Origin of the sequence: Zoogloea sp. (assembly GCF_028689785.1) — a bacterium.
In the GTDB taxonomy this organism is placed as follows: Bacteria; Pseudomonadota; Gammaproteobacteria; order Burkholderiales; family Rhodocyclaceae; genus Zoogloea.
This window is the reverse complement of record NZ_JAQVCN010000018.1, coordinates 1-12,027: the sequence shown is the minus strand read 5'-3', so window position 1 is coordinate 12,027 and position 12,027 is coordinate 1. Positions and strand designations below refer to the sequence as shown.

At 66.3% G+C, this 12,027-nt stretch carries 14 protein-coding genes; 8 read left to right on the top strand and 6 right to left on the bottom strand.

The features are described from left to right. Window positions 1-21: 21 nt before the first annotated feature. The 5 genes from PHI64_RS10120 to PHI64_RS10100 all read right to left on the bottom strand — a co-directional run bounded on the left by PHI64_RS10120 (window position 22) and on the right by PHI64_RS10100 (window position 4,240). Complete coding sequence (locus PHI64_RS10120) at window positions 22-522, bottom strand: hypothetical protein (protein ID WP_299882227.1); 501 nt, start codon at window positions 520-522, stop codon at window positions 22-24. Then, entirely contained in the window at window positions 519-1,322 is an 804-nt protein-coding gene (locus PHI64_RS10115) for a peptidoglycan DD-metalloendopeptidase family protein (protein ID WP_299882225.1), read from the bottom strand. The genes PHI64_RS10120 and PHI64_RS10115 overlap by 4 nt, the downstream gene beginning before the upstream one ends. Window positions 1,323-1,518: 196 nt before the next feature. After that, window positions 1,519-1,917, bottom strand: a complete 399-nt coding sequence (locus PHI64_RS10110) for a c-type cytochrome (RefSeq protein WP_299882223.1) — start codon at window positions 1,915-1,917, stop codon at window positions 1,519-1,521. Window positions 1,918-2,037: 120 nt separating this feature from the next. Further along, on the bottom strand, window positions 2,038-3,384 hold the full coding sequence (locus tag PHI64_RS10105; protein WP_299882221.1) for a fused MFS/spermidine synthase: 1,347 nt from the start codon (window positions 3,382-3,384) through the stop codon (window positions 2,038-2,040). A gap of 4 nt (window positions 3,385-3,388) precedes the next feature. After that, window positions 3,389-4,240, bottom strand: a complete 852-nt coding sequence (locus PHI64_RS10100; protein WP_299882219.1) for an alpha/beta fold hydrolase — start codon at window positions 4,238-4,240, stop codon at window positions 3,389-3,391. Between the two features lie 137 nt (window positions 4,241-4,377). Between PHI64_RS10100 and pqqA the strand changes: the two genes are divergently transcribed. The 8 genes from pqqA to PHI64_RS10065 all read left to right on the top strand — a co-directional run bounded on the left by pqqA (window position 4,378) and on the right by PHI64_RS10065 (window position 10,587). Further along, window positions 4,378-4,452 carry a pyrroloquinoline quinone precursor peptide PqqA gene (pqqA, locus tag PHI64_RS23600; protein WP_139379539.1) on the top strand — a complete coding sequence of 25 codons (75 nt, stop codon included), beginning with the start codon at window positions 4,378-4,380 and terminating at the stop codon, window positions 4,450-4,452. A 66-nt stretch (window positions 4,453-4,518) separates the two neighbouring features. Continuing rightward, window positions 4,519-5,436: a pyrroloquinoline quinone biosynthesis protein PqqB gene (pqqB, locus tag PHI64_RS10095; protein ID WP_299882217.1), complete on the top strand. Its 918-nt coding sequence runs from the start codon at window positions 4,519-4,521 to the stop codon at window positions 5,434-5,436. Further along, entirely contained in the window at window positions 5,433-6,146 is a 714-nt protein-coding gene (pqqC, locus tag PHI64_RS10090) for a pyrroloquinoline-quinone synthase PqqC (protein ID WP_299882215.1), read from the top strand. Before pqqB ends, pqqC begins: the two co-directional genes overlap by 4 nt. Before the next feature lie 84 nt (window positions 6,147-6,230). Further along, window positions 6,231-6,506, top strand: a complete 276-nt coding sequence (pqqD, locus tag PHI64_RS10085) for a pyrroloquinoline quinone biosynthesis peptide chaperone PqqD (protein WP_299882213.1) — start codon at window positions 6,231-6,233, stop codon at window positions 6,504-6,506. Next, window positions 6,506-7,648: a pyrroloquinoline quinone biosynthesis protein PqqE gene (gene pqqE, locus PHI64_RS10080; protein WP_299882211.1), complete on the top strand. Its 1,143-nt coding sequence runs from the start codon at window positions 6,506-6,508 to the stop codon at window positions 7,646-7,648. Before pqqD ends, pqqE begins: the two co-directional genes overlap by 1 nt. A 97-nt stretch (window positions 7,649-7,745) precedes the next feature. Continuing rightward, window positions 7,746-8,243, top strand: a complete 498-nt coding sequence (locus PHI64_RS10075) for a hypothetical protein (RefSeq protein WP_299882209.1) — start codon at window positions 7,746-7,748, stop codon at window positions 8,241-8,243. Window positions 8,244-8,459: 216 nt separating this feature from the next. Continuing rightward, a complete protein-coding gene (locus PHI64_RS10070) occupies window positions 8,460-8,804 on the top strand; it encodes a GNAT family N-acetyltransferase (RefSeq protein WP_299882207.1) in 345 nt (114 codons plus the stop codon). Window positions 8,805-9,015: 211 nt separating this feature from the next. Further along, window positions 9,016-10,587, top strand: coding sequence for a peptide chain release factor 3 (locus PHI64_RS10065; protein ID WP_299882205.1), 1,572 nt, complete (start codon window positions 9,016-9,018; stop codon window positions 10,585-10,587). Window positions 10,588-10,793: 206 nt separating this feature from the next. Here PHI64_RS10065 and PHI64_RS10060 read toward each other — a convergent pair whose 3' ends face one another. Next, a complete protein-coding gene (locus PHI64_RS10060) occupies window positions 10,794-11,789 on the bottom strand; it encodes an integron integrase (RefSeq protein WP_299882203.1) in 996 nt (331 codons plus the stop codon). Between the last annotated feature and the right edge of the window lie 238 nt (window positions 11,790-12,027).

Here is a 12,027-nt window from a genome sequence, read left to right as displayed (position 1 = left end):
TTTCCTCCCTCAAGTGGAGCCTCAGGGCAGATCGCGCCCCAGGGCAATGCGGGGCTGACGGCCGTCCCAGTAGAGCAGCAGATCAGGCCCCGCCTCGGTCCCCAGCAGCACGCCCTCTCCCCGCCAGCCCCGAGTCATCCCCCGCCAGGCGCGGGCCTGGGCCGAACTGCGCTGGAGAACCCCGACAGGCGGCGGCCCGTCCTCCCAGATCGGGGTGGCAAAAAAGCGCCGGTTCTGGATCAGCACGCAGGCGGCGCTGCCCCGCCCCCTGTCCACCACCAGCAGCGCGGCGTTCGGATCAAGGGAGCGCTGCACCCGCCGCCACGGGTCGGCGGCCCGCCCGCGGGCATCCGGCAGGGCACCGGCAGGCAGGAACCACACCCGGTCCTGCCTGCCGTCACCGTCAAAATCCAGCAGCAGGACAGCATCCCCGGCAGCGGCCGGCGGCCCCGACTCGCAGGGCGAGGCGGCGAGCAGCGGGCCGGCCAGCAGCCACCCAACCAGCGCAAACACGGGCCTCATGTGCCCGCCAGCCATTTGCGCCATTCGTTGAGGAAAGGAGTCGGGTCCAGCAGATCGGCACGGCGCAGGAAGGGCACACCGTCGGCGGTGCGCGCCGACAGCTTCTCGGTCACCGTCAGACTGCCCGAACCACTGCCGTCGTACATTTCCAGGTGCAACATGGCACTGGGCACCTGGATGCCCACCAGCAACCCCACCCGCGCAATCACCTGCCCGGCCGTCACCTGCTCACCCTTGCGCAGGGCGCAATCAGGCTTGATCTCGCCGTAGCGGATCACAAAATCCCCGTGGTCGATCTCCAGCGCGTCAGTCTGAGCATAGAAGGCATAGGGGTCGCGGATCACCACCCCGTCCCGCACGGCGTGGATGGCACGCCCCACCGGGGCGTACAGATCGCAGCCCGCATGGGCACGCCGCCCTCCGCTGCGCCGCGAGCCGAAGGAACGGGGTGGGTGGGTCCAGTCGGCCACGGCCGGTTTGGCGAAGGGGAAAACCACGTCGCCACCGGGTGGCCGCGGTGTGTCTGCCAGCAACTGCACCAGCCGGCGCCAGCCATCCCCCTCCGGCGTCAGCAGTCCACTGGCCTCCAGCCCTGCCGCCGCCTGAAAGGCCCGAATGGCCTTCACTGTGGCCGACTTGCGCGGTGGGCGGGCAATGCTCCCGTCCACGCCCTCCGGGTCGGCGCCCTCCCAGCCGGGCTGACGGGCCAGTCGGGTCAGGGCCGACTGTACGGTTTCGACGTCCTGACGCTGGTTCTGCGCGCCTCGCTCCCAGGCCCCTACCGCCGCTTGGATCTCCATCTTCGCCTCCCGTGTCGTCCGAGCATGTTGCCGGCTCCGAATCTCAGGATAGTCGCCGGATAGCGGCTGTCATCGTCACCTGCTGGCGACAGGCAAAAAAAACCGGCCGCATGGTGGCGACCGGGTCTGGGCGCGTGGGGGGTTACGCGCTGAGGTGAGAAAGAGACAAGGATCTGATCGGCGGGCGCAGCGCCTCTTACTGGGCCTTGGCAACCATGAAGTTCACCACTTCCTTGATTTCATCGTCGCTGAGGGACGGGCTGCCTCCCTTGGGCGGCATGGCACCCTTGCTGCCGTTGAAGCCCTCGATGGCGTGCTTGTAGAGCGTGTCATTGCCCTGGGCAATGCGCGGGCCCCAGTCGGCCTTGTCGCCGAGCTTGGGTGCTCCGGCCACGCCAGTCTGGTGACACATGGCGCAGGTCTTCTTGAAAATGTCGGCGCCCTTTCCGCCATCGGCAGCAGCGGGGGCGGGAGCCGGCGCTGCGGCTACCGGCGCGGGTGCTGCCACAGGCGCGGCGGCGGGCGGCGCTTCAGACTTGCCGCAGGCGGCCAGCAGACCAACGAGAATCAGGGGGAGGAGTCGGGGCGTCAGCATGGGGCTCTCTTTAATTGAATGTTGGGTATCGGAAAACCCGTCCAGCGGGTTGTGGAGCGGATCGTATGCCGCCCTGCCCCACCGCCTCATTGACCCGAATCAATTACCCAGAATCGCTGCTCATCGGGAGCGTGCCAGGTCCATATCGGCCCCGTTGCGCTCATCGGAATAGAGAGTGATTTCGCCCCGCCGGCTGCTGGCGTAGCAACTCACGATCACATTGGAGAGGGGCCGGCCCCGGTGCAGCACGTCCACACCACAGCGCCCGAACACGCTCTCGATGGTTGCCAGCAGGTTGCGGGCATAGGGCGTTTCGAGCTTGCCGTCGAGAATCAGGTTGGCCACCAGCACCCCCTCCGGCACCAGGGCCCGGCGGGCGTCCTGCCAGAACTCCCGGGTCACCAGGTGGCCGGGGATGGAGGTATGGCTACTGAACACATCCACCACCACCGCGTCGTAACGCTCGGCCGTGGCGCGCACGTAGCGCCGGGCATCATCCACCACAAATTCGCCGCGGATCGGCGCCCTGAGGAAGCGCGTCTCGGCGATCTCGCGGATCTTCGGGTCGATGTCCACATAGGTGTAGCGGTTGGTGGGCTCCTGGTGGGACAGGGTGAAGCCGCCGGCCCCCAGCACCAGCACCGAGCGCCCTTCGAAGGCCAGATCCTCCAGCAGCAGTTTGCGCAGGTGCTGCACGTAGCGGGCGTAGCGCGGCGGCGCGCTGTCGTCCACCAGGGATGCCAGGGAGTTGTTGACGAAGAAGGCGCGGGGATCGGTGTGGTCCGCCAGACTCACCCCCTCCACGGCATAATCGGCGTAGGCGGTATCCAGCACCGCCGTAGGCGGAAACAGGTTGATGGCTGTGGCCGCCAGCCCGGTGCTCATGGCCAAGCCCCAGCGTCGCCACCCCGCTTCGGCCAGCTGCAGGCTGCCCACCGCCAGCAGCAGGGCACACACCAGCACCGCCACAGACACTCCCAGCCACTGCATCACCAGCAGCGACAGGCTCACCGACCCCAGGAAGGAGCCGAGGGTGGACCAGTACAGGGCGTAGCCGCTGGCCTCGCCGGTGCGCATGTGCTTCATCAGGTTGGTGAGCACCGGCACGGTCTGCCCGAGCAGCCAGGCCACCGGGCACAGCACCCCGCCGATGAACAGCAGATAGGCCACCCCCACCGGCTGCAGGTGGGCAAACAGGCCATCCACCGTCACCCGGGCCAGGCCCAGGCCTACCAGCAGGGCCGACAGCAGAAAATTGCGCGCCACCACGGTGGTGAAGCGCTCACTCACCCTGGCCCCCGAGGCATAGCCCAGTGCCAGGGCCAGCAGAAACAGGCCGATGGTGGGTGCGGTGATGACGATGGCGCTACCCACATGGGGCACCAGCCGGCGAAGGGCGATGACCTCGGCCCCAAGAGAGCAAAAACCCTCGATGAAGACGATCAGGTAAAGCAGGTGTCGGGGCATGGTGTCATGGTCGGGGCTGCAGAGCCGCCCGCCAGGCAGCCTGCATGGCGGTGTGAAAGGGGTCGTGCCCGCAGCCTTCCACCCACACCAGACGGCTGCCGGGCAAGCGGGCATGCACCCACAAGGCATTCTCTGGCGGACACACCCGGTCATCACGGCCGTGGATCAGAGTGACAGGCAGGGCCTGATCGGCCAGGCGGGCACAGGCCGCGTCAAAGCCGGCCTCGCCCAGAAAGCAGTCGGCCAGCAGGTAGTGGGCCTGGAGCCGGTACTTGAGCACCAGGCGCTCAAGGGCCGATGTGTCGGGCGGGGCCGGGATCGAGGCCCCGCTCATGGCCGCCTCATGCTGCCACCAGGCCAGGGCCGCCGCCCGGGCCCGCGCGGGATTAGGCTGGTCGAGGCCCGCCGCCAGCACCTCCAGGGAAGGCCCGCCCGCAAAGAAGGCATCCACCCGCGCTCGCGACGGAACAAACACACTGCGCAACACCAGATCGATGACCGCCTGCGGATGGGCCGCCGCGTAGGCCATGGCCAGGGTCGCCCCCCACGATCCGCCAGTCACCCGCCAGCGGGCAAGACCCAGATGGCGGCGCAGGGCTTCCAGATCGGCAACGAGGTGCGTGGTGGTGTTGGCGCCGAGCCCCCCTGCCGGCGTCGACCGCCCGGCCCCGCGCTGATCGGGCAACACCACGTACTGCCAGGCCAGGTCGTAGAGCTCGGCAAAGCGCGGGCTGCAGCCACTGCCGGGCCCGCCATGCACCACCACCACCGGCTCGTGACCGGGCTGGCCGAGGGTCTGCACCCACAGGCAATGCCCCTCTCCCACGGGCAAATGGAAACCGGCTTCGACGGACATGGCGATCGGCGGACGCGGCACACACCGCGAATCATGATTTTCGTGAGGCGGGAGTATGCCGGCCTTTGCAACACTGCGCTCCACGGTCATGCATCGCGCTGGCCGGATCAACCCAACTCAAATACTGGAGACTGACCATGACCTGGACCACCCCCCAAGCTTGCGACCTGCGTTTCGGCTTCGAAATCACTATGTACATCGCGGCCAAGTAATCCGCATCCGGTGCCGGCCTCGCCCCCCGAGGCCGGCACCCCCTCCACGCCATCTCCCCGCTCCCCATGAAAATCCGTGTTCTCGGCTCGGCCGCAGGCGGTGGCTTTCCCCAGTGGAACTGCAACTGCCGCAACTGCAAGGCCGTGCGTGAAGGCCACAGCGCCTTTCAGCCTCGCACCCAGTCATCCATTGCCGTGAGCGCCGACGGCGCCCGCTGGACCCTGGTCAACGCCTCCCCCGACATCCTCCAGCAGTTCCAGGCCTTTCCGGGCAGCTGGCCCACGGGCGGGCTGCGCGGCTGCGGCATCGAATCCATCGTGCTGGTGGATGCCCAGATCGACCACACCACCGGCCTCTACATGCTGCGCGAAAAAGGCAGCCCCTGGCCCGTGTGGTGCACCGACCCGGTCCATGAAGACCTGACCCGGGGCAACCCCATCCTGCATCTGCTCGAACACTACTGCGGCATCGACCGCCGGCCCCTGCCCGCCCATGGCGCCCCCTTCCACCCGGAAGGCAGCGAGGGCCTGGACTGGCAGGCCCTCCCCCTGCTGTCGGCCGCCCCGCCTTATTCGCCCCACCGGGGAAGGCCGGAGCCGGGCGACAACGTGGGCCTGTGCATTCACGACCCGATCACCCGCCGTCGCGTGTTCTACGCCCCCGGCCTCGCCGAGGTGGACGATGCGGTATTTGCCGCCATGCGCAATGCTGACTGCGTGATGGTGGACGGCACCTTCTGGACCGACGACGAGATGATCTCCATGGGCCTGTCCACCAAGCGTGCCCGCGACATCGGCCACCTGGCCCAGAGCGGCCCCGGCGGTATGATCGAACAACTCGCCCGCTTGCCCCGGCACATCCGCCGCGTCCTCATCCACATCAACAACACCAACCCCATCCTCGACGACCGGTCGGCGGAACGGGCAACCCTCACCGCCGCCGGAATCGAGGTGGCCTACGACGGCATGGAGATCGACCTGTGAGCCATACCTCCCCTCGCCCCTGGACGCCGGAAGAGTTCGAAGCGCAGCTGCGCGACAAGGGCAGCGCCTACCACATCCACCACCCCTTCAACGTCATGCTCAACACCGGCAAGGCCACGCAGGAGCAGATCCAGGGCTGGGTGGCCAACCGCTACTACTACCAGATCATCATTCCCCAGAAGGACGCGGCGGTGATGTCCAACTGCCCCGACCGGGAAGTGCGGCGGGAGTGGATCCAGCGCATCCTCGACCACGACGGCCACGGCGACGACGAGGGCGGCATCGAGGCCTGGCTGCGCCTGGGCCAGGCCGTCGGCCTCAGCCGCGAAGAGATCGTCGACCAGCGCCACGTGATTCCCGCCGTGCGCTTCGCCTGCGACGCCTACCTCAACTTCTGCCGCCAGCGCCCCTGGCAGGAATCGGTGTGCTCCAGCCTCACCGAACTCTTCGCGCCCACCATCCACAAGCAGCGTCTGGCCAACTGGCCCGAGCATTACCCGTGGATCGAAACCGAGGGCCTGCAATATTTCCGCAACCGCGTCACCCAGGCCCGCCGCGACGTGGAACAGGGGCTGGCCATCACCCTGGCCTATTTCGACACCCGCGCCCAGCAGGAACGCGCCCTGGACATCCTCAAGTTCAAGCTCGACATCCTGTGGTCCATGAACGACGCGATGATGATCAAGTACGGGCTGGCACAGACCGCCTGATCGCATCCCCGTGGGGTCGAATTCATTCGACCGTTTTTCCGATGATCCACCTCCGAGGTCGAATAAATTCGACCCCACGCTGCCATGACTGCCGACTCCGCCCGCCCCGCCATCAACCGCCTGTTCCGCTTTCAATGGGAGCCCGCCCAGCAGGCCCATGTGCTGCTCTACCCCGAGGGCATGGTCAAGCTCAACCAGAGCGCGGGGGAGATTCTCAAGCGCTGTGATGGCGCACGCACGGTGCCGCAGATCGTCGCCGACCTGGAGGCCGCCTTCAACGCCAGTGGGCTGGCCGCCGAAGTCGAGGCCTTCCTTGAGATGGCCGACGCCCAGAACTGGATCACCTGGAACACCGACTGATGGACACCCTGCTCGTTCCGCCCGCCGCCCTGCAGCGCCGCCCCGGCCCCCTGTGGCTGCTGGCCGAGGTCACCTACCGCTGCCCCCTGCACTGCGCCTTCTGCTACAACCCGGTGGACTTCGCCCAGGCCGGGCCCGAGCTGTCCACCGACGACTGGCTCAAGGTGATCCGCGAGGCCCGCGCCCTGGGCGCCGCCCAGTTCGGCATCTCCGGCGGCGAGCCACTGGTCCGGGACGACATCGAGATCCTCGTCCGCGAAGCCCGTCAGCTTGGCTTCTACACCAACCTCATCACTTCCGGCGTGGGCCTCACCGAAGCCCGCCTCGCCGCTCTGAAGGACGCCGGCCTGGACCACATCCAGCTCTCCTTCCAGGACGCCACCCGCGAGGCCAACGACCTCATCACCAACACCCGCACCTTTGACCTGAAACGCAAGGTAGCCGCCATGACCAAGGCCGCCGGCTACCCCACGGTGATCAACTGCGTGCTGCACCGGACCAACATCGACCACCTTGACCGCATCATCGAGATGGCCGTGGAGATCGGCGCCGAATACCTGGAGCTGGCCAACACCCAGTACCATGGCTGGGCCTTCCTCAACCGGGAAGCCCTGATGCCCACCGCCGCCCAGCTGGCCGAGGCCGAAGCCGTGACCGAGCGCTGGAAAGCCCGCCTGGGCAAGAAAATGCGCATCCTCTTCGTTACCCCCGACTACCAGACGAAGAAACCCAAGAAATGCATGAACGGTTGGGGTGAAGTCTTTCTCTCCGTCACCCCCGACGGCCTTGCCCTGCCCTGCCACACCGCCCGCATGCTGCCGGGGCTGACGTTTCCCAATGTGCGCGATCACGGCATCGACTGGATCTGGCACGACTCGCCCCTCTTCAACCGCTTCCGGGGTACCGCCTGGCTGCCCGAGCCCTGCCAGAGCTGCGAAGACAAGGACAAGGACCACGGCGGCTGCCGCTGCCAGGCCTTCATGCTCACCGGCCAAGCCGACGCCACCGACCCGGTGTGCCCCAAATCCCCCAACCACCGCCTCATCGAAACCGCCCTGGCCGACGCGGAAAAGCCCGGCACGGTGCGCCCCCTGGTGTTCCGCGATCCAAAGAATTCCGCCCGTCTGGCCCGCCCCTTCTGAAGCCGGCGCCGGGCCGCCAGCCTCCCGCCCGCACTTGTATCGCTCCAGGGGAGACAGCCGGGCATGCTAAGATCGCGCGCTGCCAAGCCTGCGACCCATGACTTCAAGCGCTTTCCGCCTCTCTCTCGCCGCCGCCCTGACGACCTGCATCCTCGGGGCCTGCTCCACCGCGCCCGTCACCACCACACCGGACGCCAACCCCGCAGCCACCGGCAGCAGCCGGGACGACGCCACATCGGGCAGCGCCACCCGCCCCGCTCCCCCCCGGCCCAAGGCCCCGTCCCGCCCCGACAAAGCTCCCGACAAGGCCCCTGCCAAGACGGACAAACCCGCCGCCACCAAGGGCCCCGAAATCATTGTCGAGGAAGCACCGCCCGAGCCGCCCCTCACCGGCCCGGCCTGGCTGTCCCAGTGCATCAACCGGCAAACGGAAGGCGGCGTGATCCGCTGCGATGCCGACAGCTTGCTCACCGAGCCCTCGGCCCACGTCAAGGTCTATACCCGCGAACCCGGCGCCGCCGGCCGCACCCGCACCGGCCCCATCCAGCTGCGCAGCAACCTCCCCCGCAAGTATCGCTTCTTCGTCGTGCCCTGAGCGCCTGCCCACCGAGCGCACCGCAACACGGCTGCAACATCGTGCAGCTTCAATAGCGTCCAGCCCGGCCACCCGGCAGGCAAGGAGATCGCTATCGACACCGCCGCGCCCAAGGGCGAACTGCACATCAGCCCCCTGGAGGCCACCGACTCCGCAACACGTGAGGCGGCGGCCCACATCCTGCTAAGCGCCTTCGCCGACCCCGAGCGCTACGGCATGACGCGCATTCTCGAACAGCTGCAGACGGCAGCACCGCCCTTCTATCGGCACTTCTTCATCTGCCGCCAGCACGGCGAAGTGGTGGGCGTGGGCGGCATCAAGGCCGCCGATTGGGCCAGCGACACCCACATCCTTTACCTGTCGGCCGTCGCCGAGCATGCCCGCGGCCAAGGCATCGCCCGCAGCCTTATCGCCACACGCATCGCCTGGGTGATGGAGAACTACCCCAGCGGCCGACTGCTGGTATCCACCGCTCGCAGCCGCCGCTTCGCCCGCCTCGGCTTCCGCCTGATGGGCAAACGGGAGGCTGGCGGACGGCGGCTGATGCTGATGGAGTTCTGAAAGCCGCGTTCCACGTCATCTGACCGCCAGCGCGACGGCTCCCGTGGGGTCGAATTCATTCGACCTCCGTAGCTTGAGCCACAGGCAAGCCGATCACCGGAAGTCCGCGGTCGAATGAATTCGACCCCACAGCCCCCCTCGCCGCGACAGGCTGGGGAGATCACGCAAGGCCTTGTATAATCGCGGGCTTTTCAGCATTCCGCAGCGCATCATGTCCGCCACCCAGGAAATCGCCCGCCGTCGCACCTTTGCCATCATCTCCCACCCCGATGCGGGCAAGACCACGCTGACCGAAAAGCTCCTGTGGTTCGGCGGCGCCATCCAGGTGGCCGGCGAAATCCGCGCCCGCAAAGCCGCACGCCATGCCACCTCCGACTGGATGGAGCTGGAAAAGCAGCGCGGCATCTCGGTCACCTCATCGGTGATGCAGTTCCCCTACCGGGAGTGCGTCATCAACCTGCTCGACACCCCGGGCCACGAAGACTTCTCCGAAGACACCTACCGCACCCTCACCGCCGTAGACTCGGCGGTCATGGTCATCGACTCGGTGAACGGTGTTGAAGCCCAGACCATCAAGCTGCTCAACGTCTGCCGCCTGCGCGACACGCCCATCATCACCTTCATCAACAAGCTCGACCGGGAAGGCCGCGAGCCCATCGAGCTGCTCGATGAAATCGAATCGGTGCTGGGCATCCAGTGCGCCCCCATGACCTGGCCCATCGGCATGGGCAAGCGCTTCCGCGGCGTGTATCACCTCTACAACGACAGCGTCCAGTTCTTCGACCCCCAAGCAGAAAAAGGCACCTCCGAGATCATCCAGGGCCTCGACAACCCGCGCCTGGATGAACTGATCGGCGACCAGGCCGACGAACTGCGCATGGACATCGAGCTGGTGCGCGGTGCCTCCCACACCTTCGACCGGGAAGCCTACCTGGCCGGCAAGCAATGCCCGGTGTTCTTCGGCTCGGCAGTCAACAACTTCGGCGTACAAAGCCTGCTGGACGCGGTGGTGGACCTCTCCCCCGCCCCCCTTGCCCGCCCCTCCAAGAGCCGCCAGGTGCAGCCCGACGAGCCCAAGTTCTCCGGCTTCGTGTTCAAGATCCAGGCCAACATGGACCCGAAGCACCGCGACCGCATCGCCTTCATCCGCGTCTGCGCCGGCCGCTTCGAGCGCGGCGGCAAGCTCAAGCAGGTGAGCACCGGCAAGAGCCTCGCCATCAACAACGCCATCACCTTCATGGCGCAAGACCGCAACACCACCGACGAAGCCTTCGCCGGCGACATCATCGGCATCCCCAACCACGGCACCATCCACCTGGGCGACACCTTCACCGAAGGCGAAGACCTGCAGTTCACCGGCATCCCCAGCTTTGCCCCGGAGTACTTCCGCCGCGCCCAGATCAAGAACCCCCTGAAGATGAAACAACTTCAGAAGGGCCTCGAACAGCTCGCCCAGGAAGGCGCCACCCAGCTCTTTCGCCCCACCACCACCAACGAACTCATCCTCGGCGCCGTCGGCACCCTGCAGTTCGACGTGGTGGCCCACCGGCTGGAGTTTGAATACGGCGTGGACGTGATGTTCGAATCCTGCAGCTACGCCACCGCCCGCTGGCTGCGCGGCTCCGACGCCGACCTGCGCACCCTGGCCGACAAATCCCCCGCCAACATGGCCTTCGACGGCAACGGCGACTACGTATACCTCGCCCCCAACCGGGTGAACCTGCAAATGGCCCAGGAACGGTTTCCGGACATAAAGTTTCTGGAGACGCGGGAGATTTACTGAGCCCAGACCCCCGGCGAATCGGGGGTTTTCTTTTGGCGGGGTCGAAGTCATTCGACCTCCCCGTACACTGCCCAGCCAAGCCCCAATCAGGCCCGGCGGGCGAATGCTCCCCCTACAACGCCCACACGATCTGATGCCTTTGTAGGGGCGAATTCATTCGCCCACGCCCGCCCAGCTGCACCACACCAAAGCCCCCGCCAACACACTCACCGCACCGCATCGAGCGGACTCACCACCCCGCGCCCACCGCGATTGAGCACATGGGTGTAGATCATGGTGGTCTTCACGTCGGCGTGCCCCAACAGCTCCTGCACCGTGCGGATGTCGTAGCCCGACTCCAGCAGATGCGTGGCGAATGAGTGACGAAACGTGTGCGGCGACACCATTTTGACGATGCCGGCGACTTCTGCCGCCTTCCTGACCGCCCGCTGAACCCGCCGCTCATCCAGATGATGGCGGCGCACCGCTCCATTCCGCGGGTCACTCGAAAACCCCGCCGCCGGAAACATGTACTGCCAACCCAGCGCCCTGGCCGCGCCCGGATATTTGACTGACAGTGCATCAGGCAACCACACCTCCCCATGCCCGTTTGCCAGATCCCTGGCATGCAGTTGTCTGACCGTTTCCATCTGCACCTGCATCTGCGGCACCAGGCTTTCCGGCAGCATCGTGACCCTGTCCTTCTGCCCCTTGCCATCGCGCACCAGAATCTCCCTCCGCGACACGTCCACATCCTTCACCCGCAAACGCAGGCATTCCAGAAGCCGCAGCCCACCGCCATACAGCAGCCGTGCAGGAAGTACGACGTCCGGATCATCCATCGCACCCAGCAGGGCCGACACTTCGGAGCGGGTCAACACCGAGGGCAAGCGCTTGGGTTTCTTCGCACGCACCAGATCATCCAGCCAGGGCAACTCGATACCCAACACATCCCGATACAGAAAGAGCAGCGCCGACAGAGCCTGGGTTTGCGTGGCCGCGCTCACGTTGCGCTCTACTGCCAGCACGCCCAGAAACGCCTCCACCTCCACCTTTCCCATGTCCCGCGGATGCCGCTTGTCATGAAAGAAGATGTAGCGTTTAATCCATCCCACATAAGCCTGCTCGGTTCTCAGGCTGTAATGCTTGACCCTGATCCGCTCCCGAACCTGATCCAACAAGCGGGGCGACGAGGGGGGAGCCGCAAGAAGGGTAGACGACATGATGACGCAAAACTCCTTGATTACTGTATTTATATACAGCAACTTAGCACATCTTGGCGGCTTATGCGACAGTCGTGTAAGACGCCAGAGGCGACATTTGTCGTCTACTTCACGTTGAACTAAACCGCTGACGCGGTGGCCGGTGCGCAAGGCATTTGGGATTTCCATCGTGCTTGGCGAGCACCGTCTTTCGAGCAGTTTTCCCAGCAAACTTCGCCGCTTGATCGATCCTAAAACC

Bases quoted from the DNA above. Each gene is read 5' to 3' on its own strand.
- PHI64_RS10065 (WP_299882205.1), top strand. From the start codon at position 9,016: ATGTCCGCCACCCAGGAAATCGCCCGCCGTCGCACCTTTGCCATCATC.
- pqqD (WP_299882213.1), top strand. From the start codon at position 6,231: ATGACTGCCGACTCCGCCCGCCCCGCCATCAACCGCCTGTTCCGCTTT.
- PHI64_RS10115 (WP_299882225.1), bottom strand. From the start codon at position 1,322: ATGGAGATCCAAGCGGCGGTAGGGGCCTGGGAGCGAGGCGCGCAGAAC.
- PHI64_RS10120 (WP_299882227.1), bottom strand. From the start codon at position 522: ATGAGGCCCGTGTTTGCGCTGGTTGGGTGGCTGCTGGCCGGCCCGCTG.
- PHI64_RS10060 (WP_299882203.1), bottom strand. From the start codon at position 11,789: ATGTCGTCTACCCTTCTTGCGGCTCCCCCCTCGTCGCCCCGCTTGTTG.
- PHI64_RS10110 (WP_299882223.1), bottom strand. From the start codon at position 1,917: ATGCTGACGCCCCGACTCCTCCCCCTGATTCTCGTTGGTCTGCTGGCC.
- PHI64_RS10070 (WP_299882207.1), top strand. From the start codon at position 8,460: ATGACGCGCATTCTCGAACAGCTGCAGACGGCAGCACCGCCCTTCTAT.
- pqqB (WP_299882217.1), top strand. From the start codon at position 4,519: ATGAAAATCCGTGTTCTCGGCTCGGCCGCAGGCGGTGGCTTTCCCCAG.
- PHI64_RS10100 (WP_299882219.1), bottom strand. From the start codon at position 4,240: ATGTCCGTCGAAGCCGGTTTCCATTTGCCCGTGGGAGAGGGGCATTGC.
- PHI64_RS10105 (WP_299882221.1), bottom strand. From the start codon at position 3,384: ATGCCCCGACACCTGCTTTACCTGATCGTCTTCATCGAGGGTTTTTGC.
- PHI64_RS10075 (WP_299882209.1), top strand. From the start codon at position 7,746: ATGACTTCAAGCGCTTTCCGCCTCTCTCTCGCCGCCGCCCTGACGACC.
- pqqE (WP_299882211.1), top strand. From the start codon at position 6,506: ATGGACACCCTGCTCGTTCCGCCCGCCGCCCTGCAGCGCCGCCCCGGC.